Below are 24,349 nucleotides of genomic sequence, written 5' to 3' on the forward strand. Positions count from 1 at the left end.
TGCCGGGGTGTGTTGGCGGCGGTTGCCGGGCTGTGCCGGCGGTGGTCACGGCCTTCGTGCCGCGGTTGATCGTGGTGCGGTTCCACTGGCGAGCGCCGCGTGCGGGGAACCGGCGGTCGACGATGCGGGAGGAACAGGGCCGGTGCGGGCCTGTCCCATCAGTTCCGTGAGCCAGCGGAACGCCGGGACCACCTGGGGCCGCCACAGCGCCATCGTGTGGCCGCCCGCGCTCTTCGGGATGTACACCACGCGCACGGTGGTCGGCGCCTTGGCGATCTGTTCCAGGGACACGGCCGCCTCGTAGCCGTCGTGCGGCTGGCCGGAGAGGTAGAGGGCGATCGCGGGCGGGGTGCGGGACTCCCGCAGCAGCACATAGGGGTTGTTCGCGGCGCGCAGGGCCGGGTTCTGGGCGGCGAGCGAGGCACGTTCGTCGACCGGGTCGTTGTAGCCGGACAGGCTCACCGCGGCCCGGTAGCGGTCCGGGTGGGCGACGGCGAGCTTGACCGCGCAGTGCGCGCCCGCCGAGTACCCGGCGACCGCCCACCCGCGCGGCGCGGGCTCGGCCCGGAAGTTGTCCATGACCATCATCGGCACGTCCACGCTCAGCCAGGTGTCGGCGTCGACCGTGCCCGGGATGTTGGCGCAGCCGGTGTCCACCCCGGCCAGCAGATTGGTCCGCGGCGCCACCAGGATGAACGGCGCCACCTGGCCGCCGCGCATCAGCCGCCCCAGCTGCTGCTGCGCGTGCAGCGACCCGAACCAGGCCTTCGCCGAGCCCGGATACCCCGGCAGCAGTTCGACGACCGGGAACCTGTGGTGCCGGTAGGCGGGTTGGCCGTACTGCGGCGGCAGCCAGACATAGACCTCGGCGTTCACGCCCGACACCCGGCCCTTGAGCTGGGTGACCCGCACCCCGTTCATCCCCGGTCCGTTCGCGGGCCCGAAGGTCTGCCGGACCTTCGGCAGCCGCTTCAGCGCGATTCCGCCGGTGCCGTTCGTGCCCAGGTCCGCGGCCTGCTGCACATGGTTCCCGGTGCCGAGCAGGTCGGCCCAGTTGTCGTACAGATTGTTGGCGTTGTTCACCAGCACGAAGACCAGCGACACGGCCGTGCCCTGCGCGAACAGCAGCATCAGCACCCGGGCCACGGCGCGCAGGGCCCGGGGCCCCCGTATCCGCGACCACAGGACGAGCGGCAGCGCGACGGCCACGACGGACAGCACGATCAGCGTGTAGAGGAACGCAGTCCCGGTGAGGCTCATGCCCCCGTAGAGGCGAAGGGCGGGCCCGGGGTTCACGGACGAGTCCGGACACTTACCGAGAAATTGCCGGACCCTCACCCTCGGTCTCATCGCGACCCTCGGGCAAAAGCTACCGCTTAGTAATTTCTTGTTGTACCGTTCAGCCATGCCAGAAGCAGCCTTCGCAGCGGACACCCGGGCCACCGTCGGCGACAGCGAGTTCGACCGGGACACCGCGGTCACCCTGCGCGAACCCGGCGTCTACGAAGCGGACCTCTCCGCCGGCTGGACCGTCTTCGGCGCGGTCAACGGCGGCTATCTGCTGGCCGTCCTGGGCCGCGCCCTCGCGGACGCCCTGCCGCACCCCGACCCGTTCACCGTCTCGGCCCACTATCTGACCGCCTCCCGGCCGGGCCCGGCGGTCGTCCGCACCGACGTCGTGCGCACCGGGCGGACCCTGTCGACCGGCCAGGCCTCCCTCTTCCAGTACGACGAGCAGGGCCGAGAGGTCGAACGCATCCGCGTCCTCGCCTCCTACGGCGACCTGGACACGCTGCCGGCCGACGTCCGCACCACCGCCGAGCCGCCCGCCATCCCGCCGATGGAGCAGTGCTTCGGCCCCGAGGACGCACCGGCCCCCACCTCCGGCGGCGAGCCCATCGCCGACCGGCTGATGCTCAGGCTCGACCCGTCGACCCTGGGCTGGGCGCTGGGCAAGCCGTCGGGCAGGGGCGAGATGCGGTCCTGGTTCGGGCTCGCCGACGGCCGCGATGCCGACCCCTTCTCGCTGCTCCTGGCGGTCGACGCCCTGCCCCCGACCGCGTTCGAGCTGGGGCTGACCGGCTGGGTGCCGACGGTCGAGCTGACCGTGCACATCCGGTGCCGCCCGGCGCCCGGCCCGGTGCGGGTGTCGATCGCCACCCGCAACCTCGCCGGCGGCTTCCTGGAGGAGGACGCCGAGGTGTGGGACAGCGCCGGGCGGCTGGTGGCGCAGTCCCGGCAACTGGCGCGGGTCAGGCTCGGCTGAGGGGCCGGCGCCCCAGCCAGGCCGCCAACCGGCCGTGGGCGTCCGCCCCTTCCGGGGCGGGCAGCACCGCATCGAACGGGGTGTCGCCACCGCGACCCTCCTCCGGGAGCACCCGGTGCGCGACGGCGAGCGCGAACTCGGCAGGCTCCGGGTCGAGTACCAGCGGGTGGCCGAGGGCCTCGGAGAGGTCCCAGGTGTGGGCGACGGCCTCCATCACGTACCCCGCCAACGCGGCCCGCCCCGGTGCCTCGCCCCACGGCACCCGCACCGGCGCGTCCAGGCGTGCGCCGTCGGCCCAGGCCCGCTGCACACGCGTGCGTGCCTCGTCGTAGGCGGCCGGCCAGCCGTCGTCCTCGACGCCTTCCACGAACGGCCGAACGGACAGGCCGTCGCCGCCCTCGCCGACGACCGCGATGCGCAGCGTGCCGCCGACGAGGTGGCTCAGCAGCGCCCGCACGTCGAACTCGGTGCACGGGGTCGGCCCGTCCAACTGCTCCGGTCGCACGGTCTTGATGAGCGCGGCGGCCTGGTCCGCGGCGTGGGCGTAGAGGGGGCGGGGATCGGTGACGTTCATGGACGGCTCCTTTCGTCAGTGGCCGTGAGCTTCGCCGGATAACCTGACAACCTCCGTCAACATTTGCCGGAATCCCCGAGCAACGGGATTCTGAGTGCGTGAAGTCCGACCGCCTGCTGTCGATCCTGCTGCTCCTGCAGACCCGCGGCCGCGTCCCCGCACGCGAACTCGCCGAGCGGCTGGAGGTGTCGGTGCGCACCATCTACCGCGATGTGGAGGCCCTGTCCGCCGCCGGCGTGCCGGTGTACGCCGAACGGGGACGGCACGGCGGCATCGAGCTGCTCGCCGGGTTCCGTACGGACGTCACGGGGCTGACCGCCGACGAGTCCCGCGCGCTGTTCATTCTGGCCGCGCAGGGCGCGCACGCCGCCCTCGGTCTGGACGCCGCGCTCGGCTCGGCGCTGCGCAAGGTGATGGCGGCCCTTCCGGCACCGCACCGCCCGGCCGCCGAGGTGACCAGCCGGCGCGTCCTCGTCGACGCCACCCGCTGGAAGAGCGGCCCGCAGACGGCCGTGGACCTGGAGGTGCTCCAGGACGCGGTCTTCGCGGACCGCCGGCTGCGTCTGCGCTACCGGCACAGCGGCGAGCAGAAGACGCGGACCTACACCGTCGACCCGTACGGCCTCGTCTCCAAGGCGGGCGTCTGGTACCTGGTCGCCGACCGGCGGGCGGCGCCACGGCTCTTCCGAGCCGACCGGGTGCGCTCGGCGACCGTCCTGGACGACCCCGTGCGGCGCCGGCCGGGCGTCGAACTCGCCGACGCCTGGGAGGTGCTGCGCCGCCAGGTGGAGGAGCGCCCCGGCGGACTCGACGTCACCGTCCGTGTGCGCCGGGACCGCCTGGACATGTTCCTGCGCATCAACACGGCCTCGCTGGCCGCACCGCCCGAGCCGCCCGAGCCGTCCGGGGACGGTGGTGCGAGCGACTGGGTGACCGTCCGGCTGTCGTACGGCGTCGTCGGCGAGGCCCGTCAACTGCTGCAGTTCGCCGACACCGTGGAGGTCATCGCCCCGCCCGAGGTGCGTGAGGAACTGGCCCGGGCGGCTGCTTCTGTCACGGAGCTGTACCAGCGCGGCCCCGGCGAGGGGGACGGGGGTGCGGGGAGAAGGCCAGGTCAGATGGGCGCTCTTGGGTCTGCTTCGCCTCCCGCACAGGCCGGGCACAGGCCGGCCCCAAGTCAGCCCTAAGTGCCGTTGGTTGAGTGCCCGCCTCAGGTCTCCCTCATCGGTCTTGGAGCTGGTTCTCATGAAGCGTGCGCGTCTCGTCCCCGCCGTGACCCTGCTGGTGCTCGCCCCGCCGGCCCTGGTGGCCTGCGGCTCGGGCGACTCGGGATCGTCGTCCTCGAACAGCGGCAGCGCCGGGCAGCAGGCCTGCCAGGCGCCGTCCGGGATGACGAGCGGCAACCCGTCGGGGCGGCCGAGCGGGGCACCCTCGGGGGCGCCTTCCGGCGCTCCGTCCGGTGCTCCGTCGGCGGGCGCCTCGGGACGGCCGAGCGGAGCGCCCTCGGGCATGCCCAGCGGCGCCCCCGGGGGTGGTCAGGGCGGCCCGGGCGGTGGTCAGGGTGGGGGCTGCGGCGGACCGGGCGGCGGCGCGGGCGGACAGGGACAGCAGGGGCAGCAGGCTCGGCAGGGCTGACCCGGGAGTCGTACGGCAGGGGTGGCGTGCCCGGCGGACGGGCGTGCCGCCCCTGTGCGCTGCCGGCGGTCAGTCCAGCCAGTGGTGACGGCCGATGCTGATCAGGCGCATGCGGCGGGTCGCGAGCCGGGTGATCCGCGCCCGCTCCTCCTCCGGGGCTTCGAGCGCTTCCAGGAAGAGCGAGGCCGTGATCAGCATCTGGTCGACGTAGAGGCCCGCGAGCATCAGCAGGTCGTCGTCGCTCCAGCCCTCGGACGCCGGGTCCTTGGCGAGTTCGGTCTTGACCTCCTCGGCGAACCGGGCCAGTTGTTCCCGGATGGCCTCCCGGACCGGCTGGACTCCGCCATGTCGCTCGCGGGCGATAAACCGGACATGTGCGGGGTACGCGTTCACGTGGCGGGCGATCAGCTCGATGGCGCGTGTGATGCGTTCGTCGCTGTCGCCCGCCGTGGACACCGTCGTCCGGATCATCGGGTGCAGGCTGCCCAGAGCCTCCTCGACCAGCGCCACGCCGAGGTCGGCCGTGGAGCGGAAGTGCCGGTAGAAGGCGGTCGGGGCGACGCCGACCGCGCGCGTGACCTCGCGCAGGCCCAGGCTGCTCAGGCTCTGCTCCTCCAGCAGTTCCAGGGCCGCGTCCAGGAGTGACTGCCGGGTCTTCTGCTTCTGGGCCTGCCGGATGCCGAAGGTGTGACTCATACCATGCAGTTAACAACTGTTCTCTGTAATTGGAAAGCCGTAGGGGGCGCTAGACTGGGCAGTCAGTGAACAAGTGTAACTACAAACGTTCACCGAACCGTCCTCAACAGGACCCGGAAGGGATCTGGTCCCATGCTGTTCCTCGTCGCCGCACTGCTGATGCTGGGCGTGGTGGTGGGCACCGTGGCCCACGCACCGCTCGGCTTCAGTGTCGCCGTCGCCATCGGCATCGCCGTCTGGCTCGCCGTCTTCGCGATGCGCGAACGGCACGGCCGCCGCCGCGGCACGTCCCACTGACCACCACCTGTCCGTCCGAACGTCCCACTGACCGTCGGGAGCTGATCACCATGCACCTCACCGCACCGGCGACCCGCCGCACCGGTATCCGCGATGCCGACGGCATGGCCGTCGCGTCCTTCATCCTGGGCCTCATCGGCCTCCTCGTCTTCAACGTCTTCCTCGGCCCCGCCGCCATCGTGCTGGCCGGAGTGGCCCTGTGGCGCGGCACCGCCCGGCGTGGCCGCGCGTACCTGGGCATCGGCCTGGGCGTCGCCGACCTGCTGGTCCTGCTGGCCTTCGTGCAGGCCGACCACACGGTGTCCTGGAGCTTCTGAACCGCCGGCAGGGCCGCGACCGGCCGGGGACCCCGAGGACGACGGGGCGCGCGGCCGGACGACCGCCGGAGAACCGGCCGACCTTGACCTGAGACCGGCCAGGAACGCCCCGTAGAATCGGGGCACCATGGCTTACCTCGACCACGCCGCGACCACCCCGATGCTTCCCGAGGCAGTCGAGGCACTCACCGCGCACCTGAGCGTCACCGGCAACGCCTCCTCCCTCCACGCATCCGGCCGGCAGGCCCGCCGTACGGTCGAGGAGGCCCGCGAGACCCTCGCGGAAGCGCTCCGCGCCCGCCCGAGCGAGGTCGTCTTCACCTCCGGCGGCACCGAGGCCGACAACCTCGCGGTCAAGGGCCTGTACTGGTCCCGCCGCGGCGCCGACCCGGCCCGTACCCGCGTTCTGGCCAGCCCCGTCGAGCACCACGCCGTCCTGGACGCCGTCCACTGGCTCGGCGAGCACGAGGGCGCCACCGTCGAGTACCTCCCGGTCGACACCTACGGCCGCGTCCACCCCGAGGCCCTGCGCGAGGCCATCGCCCGCGACCCCGACGACGTGGCCCTGGCCACCGTGATGTGGGCGAACAACGAGATCGGCACGATCATGCCGGTCCGGGAACTCGCCGACGTCGCAGGGGAGTTCGGCGTCCCGCTGCACGCCGACGCGGTCCAGGCCTTCGGTCAGGTCCCCGTCGACTTCGCCGCCTCCGGCCTCGCCGCGATGACCGTGTCCGGCCACAAGATCGGCGGCCCCTACGGCATCGGCGCGCTGATCCTCGGCCGGGAGCACAGCCCCGTGCCCGTCCTGCACGGCGGCGGCCAGGAGCGCCACGTCCGCTCCGGCACCCTCGACGTCCCCGCGGTCGCCTCCTTCGCGGTCGCCGGCCGGCTGGCCGCCCAGCAGCGCGAGTGGTTCGCCCGCGAGATCGGCGCGCTGCGCGACGCCCTGGTCGAAGCGGTCCGTACGGCGGTCCCCGACGCGATCCTCGGCGGGGACCCGTCGCCCGAGGGGCGCCTTCCGGCCAACGCGCACTTCACCTTCCCGGGCTGCGAGGGCGACTCGCTGCTGCTCCTGCTGGACGCACAGGGCATCGAGTGCTCCACCGGCTCCGCCTGCACCGCGGGCGTCGCCCAGCCCAGCCACGTCCTCCTCGCCACCGGCACCGATCCCGACCTGGCCCGCGGCACCCTCCGCTTCTCCCTCGGCCACACCTCCACGGAAGCCGACGTCGAGGCCGTCGCGAAGGCCATCGGCCCGGCGGTCGAACGAGCTCGCGCGGCGGGGCTGACGTAACGGCCGGACCGACGTAGCAGCGCCGATGTGCCGGGGCGCTATGCCCGAGCCGTGTGCGCCCGCTCCACCAGCTTCATGTACCGGTCCCAGTCCCAGTGCGGCCCCGGATCGGTGTGGTCGGTGCCCGGGACCTCGACGTGGCCGATGATGTGCTCGCGGTCGACGGGGATGCCGTAGCGCTTGCATATCCCCGCCGTGAGCCGCGCGGAGGCCGCGTACATCTCGTCCGTGAAGTCCTGCGGGCGGTCCACGAAGCCCTCGTGCTCGATGCCGATGCTCCGCTCGTTGTAGTCGCGGTTGCCCGCGTGGTACGCCACGTCCAGTTCGCGGATCATCTGCGTGATGCGCCCGTCCTTGCGGACGATGTAGTGCGCGGCCGCCTGGTGCTCCGGGTCCTGGAACGCCTTCACCGCGCTGGCGAAGCTGCCCTGCGTCACATGGACGACCACCATGTCGATGCCGTAGTCGTCGGGCCGGTCCGCGAGCCGCCAGTTCGCCTCCGACGCCGCCACCCACCGGGCGCCGGTGTAGTCGACCTCGCCCGCCTTGCGGGGCTTCTCGACCCCGGGCACCCGCCACCACAGGCGGCCCAGCTCGTCACGGGCCAGCACGGCCGAGCCCACGGCGGCCGCCGTCCCGCCGATGAGCAGGGCCCGCCGCCCGATGCGCCGGTCCGCGTCCTTGGATGCTCGTCTCGCCCCCATGTGATCGTCAACGGATACCCGCGGGCTCCGGTTCCCGCGCCCCCGTACCCTGGAAGGGTTATGACTGACACCCCGCAGCGCACCCGTCCCCTCCGCGTCCTCGCCGCCATGTCGGGCGGGGTCGACTCCGCCGTCGCCGCCGCCCGCGCGGCCGAGGCGGGTCACGACGTGACCGGCGTCCATCTCGCGCTCTCCGCGAACCCGCAGTCCTTCCGGACGGGCGCGCGGGGCTGCTGCACCATCGAGGACTCGCGCGACGCCCGCCGCGCCGCCGACGTCATCGGCATCCCGTTCTACGTGTGGGACCTCGCCGACCGCTTCCGGGAGGACGTCGTCGAGGACTTCGTCGCCGAGTACGAGGCCGGCCGCACCCCGAACCCGTGCCTGCGCTGCAACGAGAAGATCAAGTTCGCGGCCCTGCTGGACAAGGCGCTGGCCCTGGGCTTCGACGCGGTGTGCACCGGCCACTACGCCAAGATCGTCACGCTCGCCGACGGCACCCGCGAACTGCACCGCGCGTCCGACATGGCCAAGGACCAGTCGTACGTCCTCGGTGTCCTGGACGACAAGCAGCTCGCCCACGCCATGTTCCCGCTCGGCGACACGGTCACCACCAAGGACGAGATCCGCGCGGAGGCCGAGCGCCGCGGGCTCGCCGTCGCCAAGAAGCCGGACTCGCACGACATCTGCTTCATCGCCGACGGCGACACGCAGGGCTTCCTGGCGCAGCGGCTGGGCAAGGCCGAGGGCGACATCGTCGACGAGGCCGGCAACAAACTGGGCACCCACGAGGGCGCGTACGGCTTCACGATCGGCCAGCGCAAGGGACTGCGCATCGGCACGCCCGCCCCCGACGGCAAGCCGCGCTACGTCCTCGACATCTCCCCGGTCAACAACACGGTGACGGTCGGCCCGGCCGACGCCCTGGACGTCACCGGGCTGCGCGCGATCAAGCCCCGCTGGTGCGGCGCCGCCCCCACCGGCCCCGGCACCTACACCGCCCAGCTCCGCGCCCACGGCGGCGAGACCGAGGTGACCGCCGAGCCGGTCGACGGCGACCTTCAGGTGTCGTTCGCACAGCCGGTCCGCGGTGTCGCCCCCGGCCAGGCGATCGTCCTGTACGACGGCACGCGCGTGGTGGGGTCGGCGACGATCGCGTCGACGGTGCGCGCGACGGCCGGCGTGGCCTGAGCCGAGCCGCCGGCCACGCGCGCGTGCCCGGCCGTTTCCGTCACGCCGCGAAGAACTCCGTCAGCACCGGCGCCAGAACCTCCGGCTCCACCATGTGGCTCTGGCCCGGCAGCGAGCGGTACGTGCCCTCGGGCACGGCCTGCGCCACAGCCTGGGCCGCCTCACGCAGCCAGGCGGGGCTCGCGCCGCCCGCCAGGGACAGCACGGGGACGGTCACCGAGGCCAGCCGGGACCGGGGGACCCGGGCGTCGCCCATGACGGCGTCGTCGTGCGCGAGGCTCGGGGCGATCGACTCCATACCCGCCCACATGGGGGACTGACGGGCGCCCCGGATGACGCCCTCGCCCAGACCGGTGAGCCTCAGGAACAGCTCGACCGCGTCCCCGCGCCGCCCCTCCGTCAGCGCCTTCGTCAGCCTTTCGGTGTACTCCGCGCGCTCCTTCACGCCGTCCTCGGACATCGCGTACGGCACCTCGTACACGGCGGCCCGGCGCACCGGCAGCCCGCCCGCCACCGCCTGAAGCACCAGCGCGCCGCCCGACGAGATGCCGTACAGCGACGCCTCACCGCCCGCTGCCTCGATCAGCGCCGCCAGGTCCTCGACCTCCCGCTCCACCGCGTACGGCGCCGTCTCACCGCTCTCGCCGCGGCCCCGGCGGTCGTACACGACGACGCTGAAACGCTCCGAGAGCGGCACGGCCAGCGGGGCCAGCGTGGCGCCCGTCGACATCGCGCCGCTCACGAGGATGACCGGGCGGCCCCGTCCGGTGGTTTCGTACGCGATGCGGGTGCCGTCCCGCGAAAGGGTGTTCTTGTCCATGGCTGTGCAGACTGCCGTACGGCACGCGATTAAGCGGTGCCGACACTTCCGGTCACACCACTTCCACTTCGTAGAAGCAGAGGTGGTCCTTGATCTCCGCCACGTCCGGCTTCGGGTCCGGATACGCCCAGACGAGGTCCGGTGCCTCCGGAAGGGACCAGTAGGACGCGGTCCCCTTGAAGGGGCAGTACGTGTGCGTGCCGGACGGCGTCAGCAGGTCGAGCCGTACGTCCTCGGCCGGGATGTAGTACCGGTCCGGACAGCCGGTCTCCCGCAGGACCAGGGGCCGGTCGCTCTCCGCCAGGACCTGCTCGCCGTGCACCACGCGCACGTGCCGGCTGCTCCGCTCGATGGTGATGTGGTGGCCTTCGGTCACGATCGACCCTCCTTGGGTAGCCGAGTCTCCGGATACAGCGCAGGCTGAAGCCGAGTTCTTCCCCTCCCCAGCAGGAGGCGTCCCATGGGAGCCACCGAACCCGCCAGGAACCGCAGCAGTCTCGCCCACCAGGTCCGCTACGCCCTGCGGTACCCGGAGCGCGTTCCCGCCCACGCCCGGCGGGCCCTGCGCGACGCGCTGCTGCGGATGCGGTACCGCGACCACATCTCGTACTACCGCGCCGTGATGGCCTCCGACACGGCACGCAGCGCCGAGGCGGCGGTGGGCCACAACCCCTCGCGCGAGAAGTGGGCGCGGGTCGGCCGGATGCAGTTCGACTACCTGATGCGGCACGGGCTGAAGCCGCAGGACCGGATGCTGGAGATCGGCTGCGGCAACCTGCGTGCCGGGCGGCTGTTCATCGAGTACCTCAACCACGGCAACTACTACGGCATCGACATCTCGCCGCACATCCTGCTCTCCGCCCAGGACACCCTGGTACGCGAGGGCCTGCAGTCCAAGCTGCCGTACCTGGTGCTCGCCGACGACCTCACCTTCGCCTTCCTGCCCGACGGGCACTTCGACGTCGTGCACGCGCACAGCGTCTTCTCGCACTCGCCCCGGCACGTCATCGAGGAGTGCTTCGCCCACGTCGGCCGCATCCTCGCACCCGGCGGGTTCTTCGACTTCACGTTCGACCGGACGAAGGGTGAGGAACACCACGTGCTGCACGAGGACTTCTACTACCGGGCCGAGACGCTCGTCGAACTCGCCGCGCAGTACGGCCTGTCGGCCCGGCTCATGCACGACTGGGAGCAACTCCCGCACCGCCAGTCGAAAATGCGGGTCACCGCGATGTCCGAGCAGGCCCGTACCGTGGGCTCATGAACATCTGCGTCTTTCTCTCCGCCGCCGACCTCGACGAGCGCTACACCCGCCCCGCGCGGGAGTTCGCGAAACTCCTCGGCAAGGGCGGGCACACCCTCGTGTGGGGCGGCTCGGACGTGGGCCTGATGAAGGTGGTCGCCGACGGCGTGCAGGAGGCCGGCGGCCGGCTGGTGGGCGTCTCCGTGCGGTTCCTCGCCGCCAAGGCGCGGCCGGGCGTCGACGAGATGGTGATCGCGAAGGACCTCGCCGAACGCAAGAGGCTCCTCCTGGAGAAGGCCGACGCCGTCGTGATCATGGTGGGCGGCACCGGCACGCTCGACGAGGCGACCGAGATCCTGGAGCTGAAGAAGCACGGGCACACCGACAAGCCGGTCGTGCTGCTCAACACCGCGGGCTTCTACGACGGCCTCAAGGAGCAGTTCCGCCGCATGGAGGACGAGGGGTTCCTCCCGCGCCCGCTCACCGACCTGGTGTTCTTCGCGGAGGAGCCGGTGGGGGCGCTGGCCTACCTGGAGGAGAGCCGGGGCGTGGAGTGAGCATCCGGTGATGCGAGCATGGCGGACATGGCTACTCATGTGATCACCGGAGCGGGTTCCGGCATCGGCGCGGCCGCGGCCCGCCGTCTGCACGCGCGCGGGGACGACCTCGTGCTGCACGCGCGTGACGCGGGCCGGGCGAAGGAGCTGGCGGCGCAGTTCCCCGGCGCCCGGACGCTGGTCGGCGACCTGGCGGACCCCGACAAGCTCTCCTGGGCGTTCTCGCACCAGTCGCTCCCGGACCGCGTGGACTCCCTGCTGCACATCGCCGGCGTGGTCGACCTCGGCCCGGTCGGCGAGCTGACCCCGAAGACCTGGCGCCACCAGCTCAACGTCAACCTGATCGCCCCCGCCGAGCTGACCCGCCACTTCCTGCCCCAGCTGCGTGCCGCCCGGGGCCACGTGGTGTTCGTCAACTCGGGCGCCGGCCTGAACGCCCACGCCGACTGGTCCGCGTACGCCGCCTCCAAGCACGGCCTGAAGGCCCTGGCCGATTCCCTGCGCCAGGAGGAACACCCCCACGGCGTCCGCGTCACCACCGTCTACCCCGGCCGCACCGCCAGCCCCATGCAGGCCAAGGTCCACCAGCAGGAGGGCAAGGAGTACGACCCCTCGAAGTGGATCGACCCCGAGTCGGTGGCGACGACCATCCTGATGGCCCTGGACCTGCCGAGGGACGCGGAGGTCAACGACCTGACGGTTCGGCCGGGGAGGTAGCGGCTCGATGCCGGTCGGTGAATCCAGCCCGTCCGGCGCTTGAGGACGAGGCCGTTCTGGCCGAAGCGGGGGTCTGGGCGCGCGGCCCCCAGCGGGGGTCCGGGGGCGGAGCCCCTGGCGGGGGCCGGGCAGCGCCCCGGGAGGGGACGGGCAGGGCGGCGGGGGCGAGAACCCCACGCAAGCGCCCCCCTACGTAGGCTTCCCCATGTGAACGCACACTTCAGCTTCAGCCCCGCAACCGGCATCGGCTCCATGCCCGGCGGCGACGCCAGGGAGGCCGCCAAGACAGTCACGGGCACCTTCGAGGACTTCCCGTTCCTGCCCGAGCTGCCCGCCCGCGGACCCGGCGCGGACATGATCGGCCGGACCGCCGGAATGCTCGTCGAGCTGTACGCGCGCGTGGAGCCCAGCGGCTGGCGGATCGGCGACCGGCCGGGCCGGGACAGCAAGCGGGCACGGTCCTGGCTCGGCGAGGACCTCGACGCGCTGGAGGAGTTCACGCAGGGCTACGAAGGCCCGCTGAAGGTGCAGGCCGTCGGACCCTGGACGCTGGCCGCGGCCCTGGAACTGAAGAACGGCGAGGCCGCCCTCTCCGACCCCGGCGCCTGCCGCGACCTCGCCGCCTCGCTCGCCGAGGGCCTGCGGCTGCACCTCGCCGAGGCACGGCGCCGCGTACCCGGCGCCCAGCTCGTGCTCCAGCTCGACGAGCCGTCCCTCACCGCCGTCCTGCGCGGACAGGTGAGGACCGCCAGCGGCTACCGCACCCACCGGGCCGTCGACCGCCAGATCGTCGAGGCCACGCTCCGGGACGTCGCCGGGGTGCACGGCGGCGGCCCGGTCGTCATCCACACCTGCGCGCCGGACGTCCCGTTCGCCCTCCTGCGCCGGGCGGGCGCGACGGCGATCTCCTTCGACTTCTCGCTCCTCACCGAGCGTGACGACGACGCGATCGGCGAGGCCGTGGAGGCCGGCACCCGGCTCTTCACCGGTGTGGTGCCGGGCACGGACGGCCCATTGTCAGACCCTGCCGGTAGCGTCATGGGTGTCAGGACGCTGTGGCGCAGGCTGGGGCTGCAACCGGGACGTCTCGCGGAGGCCGTCACGGTCACCCCGGCGTGCGGGCTCGCGGGGGCTTCCCCCGAGTACGCGCGCAGGGCGCTCGCCCACTGCGTCCGGGCGGCGAGATCCCTCGCGGACAACCCAGAGTAACGGGAGGACAACACGGTGGCCGGCGACAAGCAAGCTCAGACCACGGCGGTTCCCGCCGAGGCACGGGAGAAGCACGCCCAGCTCGCTGAGCAGATCGAGGAGCACCGCTTCCGGTACTACGTGAAGGACGCTCCCGTCATCAGCGACGCGGAATTCGACGAGCTCCTGCGCTCCTTGGAGGCGCTGGAGGACGAGCATCCCGAACTGCGCAGCCCCGACTCGCCGACCCAGAAGGTCGCCGGGTCGTACGCGACGGAGTTCACGGCGGTCGAGCACCGCCAGCGCATGCTCTCGCTCGACAACACGTTCAACGACGACGAACTCGCCGCCTGGGCCGACCGCATCGCCAGGGAACTCGGTGACCAGGACTACCACTTCCTGTGCGAACTCAAGGTCGACGGCCTCGCCGTCAACCTCACCTACGAGCACGGCCGCCTCACCCGCGCGGCGACCCGCGGCGACGGCCGCACCGGCGAGGACATCACGCCCAACGTCCGCACGATCGCCGAGATCCCGGAGCGCCTCAAGGGCGACCGCGTCCCGGACCTCGTGGAGATCCGCGGGGAGGTCTACTTCCCCATGGAGAAGTTCGAGGAGCTCAACGCCCGCCTGGTCGCGGCCGGCGACAAGCCCTTCGCCAACCCGCGCAACGCGGCGGCCGGTTCGCTGCGCCAGAAGGACCCGCGGGTCACCGCCACCCGTCCCCTGCACATGGTCGTCCACGGCATCGGCGCCCTGGAGGGCTTCAGCGGCCTCACCCGTCTCTCCGAGGCCTACGACCTGCTGAAGACCTGGGGCCTGCCCACCTCCCGGCACAACAAGGTGGTCGACGACCTCGACGGCGTACGGCAGTTCATCGCGCACTACGGCGAGAACCGGCACTCCGTGGAGCACGAGATCGACGGCGTGGTCGTCAAGCTCGACGAGATCCGCCTCCAGGGGCGGCTGGGCTCCACGGCCCGTGCGCCGCGCTGGGCGATCGCGTACAAGTACGCGCCGGAGGAGGTCAACACCAGGCTCGTCAACATCCGCGTCGGCGTCGGCCGTACGGGCCGGGTCACGCCGTACGCCCAGGTCGAGCCGGTCACGGTCGCGGGCTCCGAGGTCGAGTTCGCCACGCTGCACAACCAGGACGTGGTCAAGGCCAAGGGCGTGCTCATCGGCGACACGGTGGTGCTGCGCAAGGCCGGTGACGTCATCCCGGAGATCCTCGGCCCGGTCGTCGACCTGCGCGACGGCACCGAGCGCGAGTTCGTGATGCCGTCCGAGTGCCCCGAGTGCGGTACGCCGCTCGCACCGGCCAAGGAGGGCGACGTCGACCTGCGCTGCCCGAACTCCCGCACCTGCCCGGCACAGTTGCGCGAGCGCCTGTTCTACCTCGCGGGCCGCAAGGCGCTGGACATCGAGCACTTCGGCTATGTCGCCGCGGCCGCCCTCACCAAGCCGCTGGAGCCCGAGGAGCCGCCGCTGAAGGATGAGGGCGACCTGTTCGACCTCACCGTCGAACAGCTGCTGCCCATCAAGGCGTACGTCCTCGACCAGGACAGCGGCCTGCCCAAGCGCGACCCGAAGACGGGTGAGGAGAAGGTCGTCACGGTCTTCGCCAACCAGGAGGGCAACGCCAAGAAGAACGCGCTTGCCATGCTGGAGAACATCGCGGCGGCCAAACAGCGCCCGTTGGCCCGCGTCCTCACGGGCCTGTCGATCCGTCATGTCGGCCCGGTCGCCGCAGAGGCGCTGGCCCAGGCCTTCCGTTCGATCGACCGCATCGAGCAGGCGTCCGAGGAGGAGCTGAGGAACGCCGACGGTGTGGGCGAGATCGTCGCACGCTCCGTCAAGGAGTGGTTCGCCGAGGAGTGGCACCGCGAGATCATCCGTAAGTGGAAGGCGGCAGGCGTCCGCATGGAGGACGAGAGCACCGGTGAGGACCAGGGCCCGCGTCCGCTGGAGGGACTCACCGTCGTCGTCACCGGAACCCTCGAACACTTCACGCGCGACGGAGCCAAGGAGGCCCTGCAGAGCCGGGGAGCCAAGGTGACCGGATCTGTATCCAAGAAGACGTCTTTCGTCGTGGTGGGTGACAACCCGGGATCGAAATACGACAAGGCGATGCAACTCAAGGTGCCCGTCCTGGACGAGGACGGTTTCAGCGTTCTGCTCGAACAAGGGCCCGACGCAGCGGCCGAATCCGCGCTTTCGTCCGAGGAGTAGCGGTTGAAGGCCACCCGTTCGGCGCATACCAGATGCATACGGGTGGCTGGGGTGCATTCGGGCAACCGTCTACGACCGCTGCCCCTGGAAGCCTCCCGCGGCCTACTGTTGGGATGTGCGCCTGCCGTGCCCAGCTGCGGTCGGGGCATCCCCGTGCTCGTGCAGGGCGGGGGGAAGGGTTTTCCGACGCGGAGCCGTTGATGGTGGTCGAGGCGGGGGCCGCGTGGCGTGGGCACCGCCGGCTGTGAGAGGGACGGGAATGGAACCGACCGAGAGCGCCGCTCCGGACTCACGGCTGCGCCTGCGTCGTCTGGCCGGTGTGTGGCGGGGCGGCCGGCGGGCCGGTGGACCTTCGGAGCACGGTGGCACGGAGGGGCGCGCCGCCGGGCAGAACACCACCGCGGACGCCCGCGGCTCCGCGCAACTGGCCCAGCACGGCGCCGGACTGACACAGAGTGCCGACGCGGAACGGCACCTGTCGTGGCCCGCGCTGCCCGCCGCGATCGTCGCGGCGGCCGGGCTCGTCCTGGGCGCCGGGTTCTACCGGGCGTTCACCGGCAGCCACGCCCTCTTCCCGTCCGGCACCGTCGGCTGGTCCCTGGCCGTGCTGACCGGCATCATCGTCGGCCACCTCGTGATGCTGGGCCGCTCCCGCTGGTGGGGCGGCACCGGCTCGGGCGCCGCGCTCACCCTCGCCGTCCTGCTGCTGTACGGCTGGGTTCCGGCCGGCATGGTCAGCCTCACCGTCGTCGTCCTGGTCGGCGTGGCCCGCCGCGGCAGCTGGCGGCAGGGCGTGCTGCACGGCGCGGTGGACATCCTCGGCATCGGCGCCGGAGCCCTGGTGCTGGGCGCCCTCGGCTCCGTACCGTCCGTCGAGAAGCCGTCGCACCCCGAGACCTGGACGCTCTCCACCGCACCCGAGGTGGTGCTGGTCGCCGTCGCCTACCTCGCGGTCACCCGCACCCTGCTGTGGTATCTGCACGCCCCGCGCGCCGGACTGCCCACCGTCGCCCGTACCGCCCTGGTCAGACACGGCCTGGTCGCGATCGCGCTGCTCGGTATCGCACCGCTGGTCTGCGTGGTCGCCGTCGCGCAGCCGGTGCTGCTGCCGCTGTTCTCCATCCCGCTGATCGCCCTCGACTCCACCCTGTGGATAGCCCGCGCCAGGGCGGAGGAGCAGCTGCGCGACCCGCTGACCGGGCTGCCCAACCGGCAGTGGCTGCTGGAGCGGATCTGGACCGCGCTCGACGACGCCGAACGCATCGGTGCCCGCGCCGCCCTGATGCTGATCGACCTCGACCGGTTCCGATCGGTCAATGACACGCTCGGTCATCTCGCCGGTGACAGGCTGCTGTTGCAGATCGCCGACCGGCTGCGGCTGGCGCTGCCGCGCGGAGCGGAGGCCGCGCGGCTGGGCGGGGACGAGTTCGCCGTCTTACTCCCGGTCGCGGACTCCACGACGTCCGCGACCCGGGTCGCCCGCAATCTGGTCGCGGCGCTCAGCTCCCCGCTCGACCTCGACGGGCTCACCCTCGTCCTGGAGGCCAGCGCCGGTGTCGCCGTCTTCCCCGACCACGCCCTGGACGCCGAGGGGCTGCTCAGACGGGCGGACGTGGCGATGTACCAGGCGAAGCGGGACCGTACGGGCGTGGAGGTCTACGAGTCCAAGCGGGACTCGAACACCCCGGACCGGCTGGGTCTGCTGGGCGACCTGCGCCGAGCGCTGGACGCGCACGAGGTCGAGCTGCACTACCAGCCGAAGGTCCGCTTCGACGGACAGGTCGCCGGCCTGGAAGCCCTGGTCCGGTGGGTGCACCCCGAGCGCGGCAGGGTGCCACCGGACGAGTTCATAGCGATCGCCGAGTCCTCGGGGCTGATGCCCCATCTGACGGAGTACGTGCTGGAGACGGCGCTCGGGCAGGTCGCCGAGTGGCGTTCCAAGGGACTGTACGTGCCGGTCGCGGTCAATGTCTCCCCGCGTGACGTGCACACCCCCGGATTCGCGGGCTCGGTGGCCGCGCGGCTGGCCCGGCACGGCGTTCCCGCGGGAGCGCTCCAACTGGAGATAACGGAACACGTGCTCCTGGAGGACCCGCAGAAGGCCGCCGACACGCTGGCCGGGCTCACCGGGCACGGCGTGAAGATGTCCCTGGACGATTTCGGCACCGGCTACTCCTCGCTGGTGCATCTGCGCAGGCTCCCCGTCAGCGAACTCAAGATCGACCGCTCGTTCGTGGCCCGGCTGGCCGTCGACAACGAGGACGCGGAGATCGTGCGCTGCACGGTCGACCTGGCGCACTCGCTGGGCCTGCTCGTCGTCGCCGAGGGCGTCGAGGACGACGAGACCTGGGAGCGGCTGCGCGACCTCGGCTGCGACGCCGTGCAGGGCTGGCTGGTCGCTGCCGCGATGCCGCCGGAGGAGACGACGGCGTGGCTGCGGGCACGGGGCTCACGAGGGTGGCAGCGGCCCCGGGCGGCCCTGCCGGCCGCCGAGTAGTCCAGAGGGGCCCCGGTTCAGCCCACCCCCGCCGTGGCCTGCCGTCGTCCTCGGTGACGACCTGGTCTTCGCCGGAGCGCGTGCCGAGGCCTGGTTCGTGCTCTGCGTGGCACTCGTGCCGCTCGCCGACACGCTGACCGTTCTGCGGCGCGGCGGCACGAAGTCCGTGGCCTTCGGGAACCACTTCACCACGGCCGTCGTGGTGGTGATCATCGCCGTCCTGCTCTTCGCCTTCCGACGGCACCTGGAGGGAGCCGAGTCATGTCGCTGTTCGTTCCTGAGTTCGATGAGTCCGTCGTCGTCCGTGACGCCGACGCCGAGGTGGTGGGCGGTGCCCCCGTCGCCGTCAGACTGCTTGCCGACAGCAGCGCCTGCGGCGGTGCGCTGTCCACCGTGCGGGTCACCCTCGGCCAGGGAGCCGACGGTGCCCGCCCGCATCTGCACCGCAACTCCGCCGAGATGTTCTTCCTGCTGGACGGCGAGGCCGAGGTTCTGTCCGGCGACGACATCGTCACCGCCGAGCGCGGTGACCTCGTCATCGTCCCGCCCGGGAGGCCGCACGCCTTCGCCGCGGCCCCCGGCAGCGCCGCGGACCTCCTGATCGTCATCACGCCCGGCGTCGAACGCTTCGAGTACTTCCGCCATCTGCAGCGCGTCCGCCTCGGCGAGGCCGCCCCGGAGAGCCTCCTCGAAGTGCAGGAGCTGTACGACAACCACTTCCTGAAGAGCACGGCCTGGGAAGGAAGGCACTAGCGGCAAACCGTTTCACGGGCACAGGTCCCCGCCCCATAGGATTGAGGGGCTGGCGCCACATTCCCGCCTGCCTCGCGGCGCCTGGCACGCACGCTCGCCGCGTTGCCGAATCGCCCACGTGGCTCCGCCACGAGGGCGCTCCGGCGCCTTGCGATCGCACGCACCAGGCGCCGCGAGGCCCGCCCTTCGGGCGGACGGCGGGAATGCGACGCCAGCCCCCGGCCCCAAACCCATCACACTCACCCCAGAGGATCGCTGCATGCCTGGCATCACGCGCGAGGAGGTCGCCCACCTCGCCCGGCTGGCGCGTCTGGAGCTGAAGCCCGAAGAGCTTGATCACTTCGCCGGCCAGCTGGACGACATCATCGGCGCGGTGGCCCGCGTCAGCGAGGTCGCCGACCGAGACGTACCGCCGACCTCGCACCCGCTCCCGCTGACGAACGTCATGCGCCCGGACGAGGTCCGTCCGTCGCTCACCCCCGAGCAGGCGCTCTCCGGAGCCCCGGCCCAGGAGCAGCAGCGTTTCAAGGTGCCGCAGATCCTGGGGGAGGAGTAACCCGCCATGACGGACAGCCCCATCATCAAGCTCACCGCCGCCGAGATCGCCGAGAAGATCGCCTCCGGTGAGCTCACGGCCGTCGAGGTCACCGAGGCCCACCTCGCCCGCATCGAGGCCGTCGACGAGAAGGTGCACGCCTTCCTGCACGTCGACCGCGAGGGCGCCCTCGCCCAGGCCCGTGCCGTCGACGACAAGCGCGCCCGCGGCGAGAAGCTCGGCCCGCTGGCCGGTGTCCCCCTCGCGCTCAAGGACATCTTCACCACCGAGGGCGTCCCGACGACCGTCGGCTCGAAGATCCTCGAAGGCTGGATCCCGCCCTACGACGCGACGGTCACCAGGAAGCTGAAGGCCGCCGACGTCGTCATCCTCGGCAAGACCAACATGGACGAGTTCGCCATGGGGTCGAGCACCGAGAACAGCGCCTTCGGGCCGACCGGCAACCCCTGGGACCTGACCCGGATCCCCGGCGGTTCCGGCGGCGGTTCCTCCGCGGCCCTCGCCGCCTTCCAGGCCCCGCTCGCCATCGGCACCGACACCGGCGGCTCCATCCGCCAGCCCGCGGCCGTCACCGGCACGGTCGGCGTGAAGCCGACGTACGGCGGCGTCTCCCGCTACGGCATGGTCGCCTTCTCCTCCTCCCTCGACCAGGGCGGCCCCTGCGCCCGCACGGTCCTGGACGCGGCCCTGCTGCACGAGGTCATCGCCGGGCACGACCCGCTCGACTCCACCTCCATCGACGCCCCGGTCCCGCCGGTCGTCGAGGCCGCCCGGAGCGGCAGCGTCGAGGGCATGCGCGTCGGCGTCGTCAAGCAGTTCCGCGGCGAGGGCTACCAGGCCGGCGTCATCCAGCGGTTCGACGAGTCCGTCGCGCTGCTCAAGGAGCTGGGCGCCGAGATCGTCGAGCTGGACTGCCCGTCCTTCGACCTGGCCCTGTCGGCGTACTACCTGATCGCGCCGAGCGAGTGCTCCTCCAACCTCGCCCGCTTCGACGGCCTGCGCTACGGCCTCAGGACCGGCGACGACGGCGGGCACTCCGCCGAGGAGGTCACCTCGCTGACCCGCGCGGAGGGCTTCGGCCCCGAGGTCAAGCGCCGCATCATGCTCGGCACGTACGCGCTGAGCTCCGGCTACTACGACGCCTACTACGGCAGCGCCCAGAAGGTCCGGACCCTGATCAAGCAGGAGTTCGAGCAGGCCTTCGAGCAGGTCGACGTGATCGTCTCCCCGACGACTCCGACCACCGCCTTCCCGATCGGCGAGCGCGCCGACGACCCGATGGCGATGTACCTCGCCGACCTGTGCACCATTCCGACCAACCTGGCGGGCAACGCCGCCATGTCGCTGCCCTGCGGCCTCGCCCCGGAGGACAACCTCCCGGTCGGCCTGCAGATCATCGCCCCGGTCATGAAGGACGAGCGCCTCTACAAGGTCGGCGCGGCCGTCGAGGCCGCCTTCGTGGAAAAGTGGGGTCACCCGCTGCTCGAGGAGGCTCCGTCGCTGTGAGTGCACTGACCAAGGCCAAGGGCTTCAAGAAGTCCAAGTCCGGTACGTACCTGTCCATGGCCGCCACCGCCTTCGGCGCCATCGGTGTCGCCAAGCGGCTCAAGAAGGCCCGCGCCGAGAAGGACACGCTGGTCCTGATCGACGCCACCGTGTCCGCCGCCGCCATCGTCACCGGCCTCGCCATCCTCTACCGCGAGCTGAAGCGGCTGGGCGACGACGACGTCCTGCTGGGCTGAGAGGGAAGTTTTCACCGTGACCACCACGACCGACCTGGAGTCGTACGAGGACGCGCTGGCGGCGTACGACCCCGTCATGGGCCTTGAGGTCCATGTCGAACTCGGCACCAGGACCAAGATGTTCTGCGGCTGTTCCACCGCGCTGGGCGCCGAGCCGAACACCCAGACCTGCCCCACCTGCCTCGGCCTGCCCGGCTCGCTCCCGGTCGTCAACGCGACCGGCGTCGAGTCCGCGATCAAGATCGGTCTCGCGCTGAACTGCGAGATCGCCGAGTGGTGCCGCTTCGCCCGGAAGAACTACTTCTATCCGGACATGCCGAAGAACTTCCAGACCTCCCAGTACGACGAGCCGATCGCCTTCAACGGCTACCTCGACGTCCAGCTGGAGGACGGCGAGACCTTCCGCGTGGAGATCGAGCGCGCCCACATGGAGGAGGACACCGGCAAGTCGACGCACGTCGGCGGCGCCACCGGCCGTATCCACGGCGCGTCCCACTCCCTGCTGGACTACAACCGCGCCGGCATCCCGCTGATCGAGATCGTCACCAAGCCGATCGTCGGGGCGGGCGAGCGCGCCCCCGAGGTCGCCCGGGCGTACGTCCGTGAGCTGCGCGAGCTCATCCGGGCGCTCGGCGTCTCCGAGGCCCGTATGGAGATGGGCCAGATGCGCTGCGACGTGAACCTGTCGCTGATGCCGAAGGGCTCCGACACGTTCGGCACCCGCTCGGAGACCAAGAACGTCAACTCGCTGCGGTCCGTCGAGCGCGCCTGCCGCTACGAGATCCAGCGCCACGCCGCCGTGCTGAACAGCGGTGGCACGGTGGTCCAGGAGACCCGGCACTTCCACGAGGACACGGGGTCCACGACCTCGGGCCGCGTCAAGGAGGAGGCCGAGGACTACCGGTACTTCCCGGAGCCCGACCTCGTCCCGGTCGCCCCGACCCGCGAGTGGGTCGAGGAGATCCGCGCCGCGCTGCCCGAGCTGCCGCTGGTGCGCCGCAACCGGCTCCGCGAGGAGTGGGGGGTCTCGGCGACGGACATGCAGGCGATCCTCAACGCCGGCGCCCTGGACCCGATCGTCGCCACGATCGAGGCCGGTGCCGACGCCGCCTCCGCCCGCAAGTGGTGGATGGGTGAGCTCGCCCGCGCCGCCAACGAGTCCGGCAAGGCCCTGGACGAGCTGCCCATCACGCCGGAGCAGGTCGCCCGGGTCACCAAGCTGGTGGCCTCCGGCGATCTGAACGACAAGCTGGCCCGCCAGGTCATCGAGGGCGTCCTCGCCGGTGAGGGCACGCCGGACGAGGTCGTCGAGAAGCGCGGCCTGAAGGTCGTCTCCGACGAAGGCGCGCTGACCGCGGCCGTCGACGAGGCCATCGCCGGCAACCCGGCCATCGCGGACAAGATCCGTGGCGGCAAGGTGGCCGCGGCCGGCGCCCTGGTCGGCGCGGTCATGAAGGCCACGCGGGGTCAGGCCGACGCGGCCCGCGTCAAGGAACTGATCCTTCAGAAGCTGGGCGTCAGCGAGGGCTGAACACCGTTGCCGTGAACCCTGGGGGGATGCGTCGGACCCGATGCGTCCCCCCAGGTGTGCTTCACGGCCTGCGCCCCACCACCCGTACGAAACCCAGGGCGCGCCCCCGGTCGGCATCGAGCAGGGCCACCGACTCCCGGGCCATGTCCGCCCTCCGCGCGTCGGTGCTCTCCGCGGCGCAGACCTCGCTCCACAGCAGCCAGTCCCGCCAGCCGTCCGGCTGCCAGTCGGCGGCCTCGACCTCCACGGCCCCGCTGCGCGTCCAGTGGCGCCGCCACCAGCCGGCGGAGTGCCACGCCCAGAAGCCGGGGTCCCAGTGCGCCTTGAGATGCTCCGGCGGCTCGGCGCCCTCCGGTTCCTCCCGCAGTGCGGGCACCACGACGCCGATCCGTCCGCCGGGCTTCAGCAGCCGGGTCAGGGTGGGCAGGTACAGGTCGTCGGTGCCGAAGTACTGGTACGCGTCGACGCTCACGATCGCGTCGAAGCTGCCCTCGGCGAACGGCAGGTCGTGCGCCTCGGTGCGCACCGGCAGCACACGGTCCGCGAAGCCCGCCTCGGCGACGCGCCGCGCGTTCTCGTCGGCTTCGACCCACAGGTCGGCCGCCGTGACCTGGACGTCGTACTCCCTGGCCAGGAAGACGGAGGTCAGCGCGCGCCCGCAGCCCAGGTCGAGGACGCGGGCGCAGGGGCGCAGGGCGTCCAGGCCGAGGGCGGGGGCCAGCCACTCCAGCAGCCACAGCGGGTGCGGGCCCATCTGGTTCTCGATGATCCAGCGGACGTCGTAGCCGTTGCTGCGGGGGTAGCGGGCGTGGGCCAGTCGATCGGTGAGGTCGTCGGTCGGGGTCCTCGGGGGGATGTCGGGCATCGGTGCACGGGCTCCTTGAGTCCTGGGAGGCGGAAACGGATACGGAGGAGCTCGCCCGGACGCTCAACACATCGGCCGGACCGCCCGGCATCCGGTCTCCCGGCCGGACGCGCTACGCTCCCCCGCCATGAGTGGACGCGCTGATTCCGAGATATCGGAGACTCAGGAGGAGCAGGAAGACCTCGTCGACCCGGCGCAGGAAGCGCGGCGGGCGCGCTGGACGGCGCTCGTCACCGGGGCCGTACTGACCCTCGCCGGCCTGGCCGCGGCGGTGCTCCGCCTGGCGGGCACCGCGCCCGCCCTCGTCCCCGGCGCCTACGCCCTCGGCGCCGCCGTGTGTGCGCTCGCCGCGGTCCTCGGAGCCCGGGGGCGCACCCGGCGGGCGCTGTGGCTGCTGATCGTCGGTGTGATGGTGATGGCGCTGGGCGACCAGTTCGACTGAGAAGTGAGAAGTTCCCGGCTCGTCGACGTACCTGTGTGAGGAACGCCACCTGGGACGACACAGGCCCCCCGGATGTCCAGTGAGCTGCGTCCCATTGTTGTGAATAAGCCCACGAAAGCGGCAAATGATCACCACAGGCTGCCACAGTGGCTCACATCGCTCATGTGTTCTTTGCGGGCCGTTCACCCCATGAACGACTGTTCCCGGTCAAAGATCCACACATCGTCAC

Annotated in this window: 25 protein-coding genes and 3 pseudogenes; 21 read left to right on the forward strand and 7 right to left on the reverse strand. The window is 71.8% G+C overall.

What is annotated here, in order from left to right:
- Nucleotides 1–38: 38 nt before the first annotated feature.
- Nucleotides 39–170 (forward strand): annotated as a pseudogene (locus NW895_RS41310) (trimeric intracellular cation channel family protein); the annotation flags it as partial.
- A gap of 61 nt (nucleotides 171–231) precedes the next feature.
- Here the strand turns inward: NW895_RS41310 and NW895_RS31845 are convergent.
- Nucleotides 232–1,407: pseudogene (locus NW895_RS31845) on the reverse strand (alpha/beta hydrolase-fold protein); the annotation flags it as partial.
- On the opposite strand from NW895_RS31845, the gene NW895_RS31850 reads away from it, so the two are divergent.
- Entirely contained in the window at nucleotides 1,406–2,266 is an 861-nt protein-coding gene (locus tag NW895_RS31850; RefSeq protein ID WP_289939985.1) for a thioesterase family protein, read from the forward strand. The pseudogene NW895_RS31845 and the gene NW895_RS31850 sit on opposite strands and share 2 nt — an antisense overlap.
- Here NW895_RS31850 and NW895_RS31855 read toward each other — a convergent pair.
- Entirely contained in the window at nucleotides 2,253–2,840 is a 588-nt protein-coding gene (locus NW895_RS31855) for a TIGR03086 family metal-binding protein (RefSeq protein WP_289939986.1), read from the reverse strand. The genes NW895_RS31850 and NW895_RS31855 overlap by 14 nt on opposite strands.
- A gap of 98 nt (nucleotides 2,841–2,938) precedes the next feature.
- Here NW895_RS31855 and NW895_RS31860 point away from each other — a divergent pair, with 98 nt between their 5' ends.
- Both NW895_RS31860 and NW895_RS31865 read left to right on the forward strand, forming a co-directional pair.
- Nucleotides 2,939–4,027 (forward strand): YafY family protein, encoded by a 1,089-nt coding sequence (locus tag NW895_RS31860; RefSeq protein ID WP_289939987.1) that lies wholly within the window; start codon nucleotides 2,939–2,941, stop codon nucleotides 4,025–4,027.
- Nucleotides 4,028–4,085: 58 nt separating this feature from the next.
- The gene (locus tag NW895_RS31865; protein ID WP_289939988.1) at nucleotides 4,086–4,475 is read left to right on the forward strand and encodes a hypothetical protein; all 390 of its coding nucleotides are present in this window, start codon (nucleotides 4,086–4,088) and stop codon (nucleotides 4,473–4,475) included.
- A 69-nt stretch (nucleotides 4,476–4,544) separates the two neighbouring features.
- On the opposite strand, the gene NW895_RS31870 is transcribed toward NW895_RS31865, so the two are convergent.
- On the reverse strand, nucleotides 4,545–5,171 hold the full coding sequence (locus NW895_RS31870; RefSeq protein ID WP_289939990.1) for a TetR family transcriptional regulator: 627 nt from the start codon (nucleotides 5,169–5,171) through the stop codon (nucleotides 4,545–4,547).
- 132 nt (nucleotides 5,172–5,303) lie between these two features.
- Here NW895_RS31870 and NW895_RS31875 point away from each other — a divergent pair, with 132 nt between their 5' ends.
- The 3 genes from NW895_RS31875 to NW895_RS31885 all read left to right on the forward strand — a co-directional run bounded on the left by NW895_RS31875 (nucleotide 5,304) and on the right by NW895_RS31885 (nucleotide 7,082).
- Nucleotides 5,304–5,468: a hypothetical protein gene (locus NW895_RS31875; protein ID WP_289939992.1), complete on the forward strand. Its 165-nt coding sequence runs from the start codon at nucleotides 5,304–5,306 to the stop codon at nucleotides 5,466–5,468.
- 50 nt (nucleotides 5,469–5,518) lie between these two features.
- Nucleotides 5,519–5,785, forward strand: a complete 267-nt coding sequence (locus tag NW895_RS31880) for a DUF4190 domain-containing protein (RefSeq protein ID WP_289939994.1) — start codon at nucleotides 5,519–5,521, stop codon at nucleotides 5,783–5,785.
- A gap of 127 nt (nucleotides 5,786–5,912) precedes the next feature.
- On the forward strand, nucleotides 5,913–7,082 hold the full coding sequence (locus NW895_RS31885) for a cysteine desulfurase family protein (RefSeq protein WP_289939995.1): 1,170 nt from the start codon (nucleotides 5,913–5,915) through the stop codon (nucleotides 7,080–7,082).
- 38 nt (nucleotides 7,083–7,120) lie between these two features.
- On the opposite strand, the gene NW895_RS31890 is transcribed toward NW895_RS31885, so the two are convergent.
- Nucleotides 7,121–7,786 carry an N-acetylmuramoyl-L-alanine amidase gene (locus tag NW895_RS31890; RefSeq protein ID WP_289939997.1) on the reverse strand — a complete coding sequence of 222 codons (666 nt, stop codon included), beginning with the start codon at nucleotides 7,784–7,786 and terminating at the stop codon, nucleotides 7,121–7,123.
- Between the two features lie 60 nt (nucleotides 7,787–7,846).
- Here NW895_RS31890 and mnmA point away from each other — a divergent pair, with 60 nt between their 5' ends.
- Nucleotides 7,847–8,977, forward strand: coding sequence for a tRNA 2-thiouridine(34) synthase MnmA (mnmA, locus tag NW895_RS31895; protein ID WP_289939998.1), 1,131 nt, complete (start codon nucleotides 7,847–7,849; stop codon nucleotides 8,975–8,977).
- Nucleotides 8,978–9,017: 40 nt separating this feature from the next.
- On the opposite strand, the gene NW895_RS31900 is transcribed toward mnmA, so the two are convergent.
- The gene (locus tag NW895_RS31900) at nucleotides 9,018–9,797 is read right to left on the reverse strand and encodes an alpha/beta hydrolase (protein WP_289940001.1); all 780 of its coding nucleotides are present in this window, start codon (nucleotides 9,795–9,797) and stop codon (nucleotides 9,018–9,020) included.
- Nucleotides 9,798–9,849: 52 nt separating this feature from the next.
- Entirely contained in the window at nucleotides 9,850–10,173 is a 324-nt protein-coding gene (locus NW895_RS31905; protein WP_289940002.1) for a DUF427 domain-containing protein, read from the reverse strand.
- Between the two features lie 84 nt (nucleotides 10,174–10,257).
- On the opposite strand from NW895_RS31905, the gene NW895_RS31910 reads away from it, so the two are divergent.
- From NW895_RS31910 to gatB, 12 genes and pseudogenes are all read left to right on the forward strand, one after another.
- Complete coding sequence (locus NW895_RS31910) at nucleotides 10,258–11,061, forward strand: class I SAM-dependent methyltransferase (RefSeq protein WP_289940003.1); 804 nt, start codon at nucleotides 10,258–10,260, stop codon at nucleotides 11,059–11,061.
- A complete protein-coding gene (locus NW895_RS31915) occupies nucleotides 11,058–11,597 on the forward strand; it encodes a TIGR00730 family Rossman fold protein (protein WP_289940004.1) in 540 nt (179 codons plus the stop codon). The genes NW895_RS31910 and NW895_RS31915 overlap by 4 nt, the downstream gene beginning before the upstream one ends.
- Nucleotides 11,598–11,615: 18 nt before the next feature.
- The gene (locus NW895_RS31920; protein WP_289940007.1) at nucleotides 11,616–12,314 is read left to right on the forward strand and encodes an SDR family oxidoreductase; all 699 of its coding nucleotides are present in this window, start codon (nucleotides 11,616–11,618) and stop codon (nucleotides 12,312–12,314) included.
- A 207-nt stretch (nucleotides 12,315–12,521) separates the two neighbouring features.
- Nucleotides 12,522–13,523 (forward strand): methionine synthase, encoded by a 1,002-nt coding sequence (locus NW895_RS31925; protein ID WP_289940009.1) that lies wholly within the window; start codon nucleotides 12,522–12,524, stop codon nucleotides 13,521–13,523.
- 15 nt (nucleotides 13,524–13,538) lie between these two features.
- Nucleotides 13,539–15,734, forward strand: coding sequence for an NAD-dependent DNA ligase LigA (gene ligA, locus NW895_RS31930; protein WP_289940010.1), 2,196 nt, complete (start codon nucleotides 13,539–13,541; stop codon nucleotides 15,732–15,734).
- Between the two features lie 259 nt (nucleotides 15,735–15,993).
- The gene (locus NW895_RS31935) at nucleotides 15,994–18,231 is read left to right on the forward strand and encodes a bifunctional diguanylate cyclase/phosphodiesterase (protein WP_289940012.1); all 2,238 of its coding nucleotides are present in this window, start codon (nucleotides 15,994–15,996) and stop codon (nucleotides 18,229–18,231) included.
- 61 nt (nucleotides 18,232–18,292) lie between these two features.
- Nucleotides 18,293–18,463 (forward strand): annotated as a pseudogene (locus NW895_RS31940) (DUF4267 domain-containing protein); the annotation flags it as partial.
- 29 nt (nucleotides 18,464–18,492) lie between these two features.
- Nucleotides 18,493–18,984, forward strand: coding sequence for a cupin domain-containing protein (locus NW895_RS31945; protein ID WP_289940013.1), 492 nt, complete (start codon nucleotides 18,493–18,495; stop codon nucleotides 18,982–18,984).
- A gap of 259 nt (nucleotides 18,985–19,243) precedes the next feature.
- The gene (gene gatC, locus NW895_RS31950) at nucleotides 19,244–19,540 is read left to right on the forward strand and encodes an Asp-tRNA(Asn)/Glu-tRNA(Gln) amidotransferase subunit GatC (protein ID WP_289940015.1); all 297 of its coding nucleotides are present in this window, start codon (nucleotides 19,244–19,246) and stop codon (nucleotides 19,538–19,540) included.
- 6 nt (nucleotides 19,541–19,546) lie between these two features.
- The gene (gene gatA / locus NW895_RS31955) at nucleotides 19,547–21,046 is read left to right on the forward strand and encodes an Asp-tRNA(Asn)/Glu-tRNA(Gln) amidotransferase subunit GatA (RefSeq protein ID WP_289940017.1); all 1,500 of its coding nucleotides are present in this window, start codon (nucleotides 19,547–19,549) and stop codon (nucleotides 21,044–21,046) included.
- On the forward strand, nucleotides 21,043–21,282 hold the full coding sequence (locus NW895_RS31960) for a hypothetical protein (protein ID WP_289940019.1): 240 nt from the start codon (nucleotides 21,043–21,045) through the stop codon (nucleotides 21,280–21,282). Before gatA ends, NW895_RS31960 begins: the two co-directional genes overlap by 4 nt.
- Nucleotides 21,283–21,298: 16 nt before the next feature.
- Nucleotides 21,299–22,813 carry an Asp-tRNA(Asn)/Glu-tRNA(Gln) amidotransferase subunit GatB gene (gatB, locus tag NW895_RS31965; protein ID WP_289940020.1) on the forward strand — a complete coding sequence of 505 codons (1,515 nt, stop codon included), beginning with the start codon at nucleotides 21,299–21,301 and terminating at the stop codon, nucleotides 22,811–22,813.
- A gap of 61 nt (nucleotides 22,814–22,874) precedes the next feature.
- Here gatB and NW895_RS31970 read toward each other — a convergent pair whose 3' ends face one another.
- Nucleotides 22,875–23,678, reverse strand: coding sequence for a methyltransferase domain-containing protein (locus tag NW895_RS31970; protein ID WP_289940022.1), 804 nt, complete (start codon nucleotides 23,676–23,678; stop codon nucleotides 22,875–22,877).
- A 127-nt stretch (nucleotides 23,679–23,805) separates the two neighbouring features.
- On the opposite strand from NW895_RS31970, the gene NW895_RS31975 reads away from it, so the two are divergent.
- The gene (locus NW895_RS31975) at nucleotides 23,806–24,120 is read left to right on the forward strand and encodes a hypothetical protein (protein ID WP_289940023.1); all 315 of its coding nucleotides are present in this window, start codon (nucleotides 23,806–23,808) and stop codon (nucleotides 24,118–24,120) included.
- Nucleotides 24,121–24,349 lie beyond the last annotated feature (229 nt).

It is taken from the genome of Streptomyces sp. S.PNR 29 (assembly GCF_030386795.1).
In the GTDB taxonomy this organism is placed as follows: Bacteria; Actinomycetota; Actinomycetes; order Streptomycetales; family Streptomycetaceae; genus Streptomyces.

Coding starts and splice junctions, on each gene's coding strand:
- NW895_RS31850 (WP_289939985.1), top strand. CDS start 1,406: ATGCCAGAAGCAGCCTTCGCAGCGGACACCCGGGCCACCGTCGGCGAC.
- NW895_RS31855 (WP_289939986.1), bottom strand. CDS start 2,840: ATGAACGTCACCGATCCCCGCCCCCTCTACGCCCACGCCGCGGACCAG.
- NW895_RS31865 (WP_289939988.1), top strand. CDS start 4,086: ATGAAGCGTGCGCGTCTCGTCCCCGCCGTGACCCTGCTGGTGCTCGCC.
- NW895_RS31870 (WP_289939990.1), bottom strand. CDS start 5,171: ATGAGTCACACCTTCGGCATCCGGCAGGCCCAGAAGCAGAAGACCCGG.
- NW895_RS31875 (WP_289939992.1), top strand. CDS start 5,304: ATGCTGTTCCTCGTCGCCGCACTGCTGATGCTGGGCGTGGTGGTGGGC.
- NW895_RS31880 (WP_289939994.1), top strand. CDS start 5,519: ATGCACCTCACCGCACCGGCGACCCGCCGCACCGGTATCCGCGATGCC.
- NW895_RS31885 (WP_289939995.1), top strand. CDS start 5,913: ATGGCTTACCTCGACCACGCCGCGACCACCCCGATGCTTCCCGAGGCA.
- NW895_RS31890 (WP_289939997.1), bottom strand. CDS start 7,786: ATGGGGGCGAGACGAGCATCCAAGGACGCGGACCGGCGCATCGGGCGG.
- mnmA (WP_289939998.1), top strand. CDS start 7,847: ATGACTGACACCCCGCAGCGCACCCGTCCCCTCCGCGTCCTCGCCGCC.
- NW895_RS31900 (WP_289940001.1), bottom strand. CDS start 9,797: ATGGACAAGAACACCCTTTCGCGGGACGGCACCCGCATCGCGTACGAA.
- NW895_RS31910 (WP_289940003.1), top strand. CDS start 10,258: ATGGGAGCCACCGAACCCGCCAGGAACCGCAGCAGTCTCGCCCACCAG.
- NW895_RS31915 (WP_289940004.1), top strand. CDS start 11,058: ATGAACATCTGCGTCTTTCTCTCCGCCGCCGACCTCGACGAGCGCTAC.
- NW895_RS31920 (WP_289940007.1), top strand. CDS start 11,616: ATGGCGGACATGGCTACTCATGTGATCACCGGAGCGGGTTCCGGCATC.
- NW895_RS31935 (WP_289940012.1), top strand. CDS start 15,994: ATGGAACCGACCGAGAGCGCCGCTCCGGACTCACGGCTGCGCCTGCGT.
- NW895_RS31945 (WP_289940013.1), top strand. CDS start 18,493: ATGTCGCTGTTCGTTCCTGAGTTCGATGAGTCCGTCGTCGTCCGTGAC.
- gatC (WP_289940015.1), top strand. CDS start 19,244: ATGCCTGGCATCACGCGCGAGGAGGTCGCCCACCTCGCCCGGCTGGCG.
- gatA (WP_289940017.1), top strand. CDS start 19,547: ATGACGGACAGCCCCATCATCAAGCTCACCGCCGCCGAGATCGCCGAG.
- NW895_RS31970 (WP_289940022.1), bottom strand. CDS start 23,678: ATGCCCGACATCCCCCCGAGGACCCCGACCGACGACCTCACCGATCGA.
- NW895_RS31975 (WP_289940023.1), top strand. CDS start 23,806: ATGAGTGGACGCGCTGATTCCGAGATATCGGAGACTCAGGAGGAGCAG.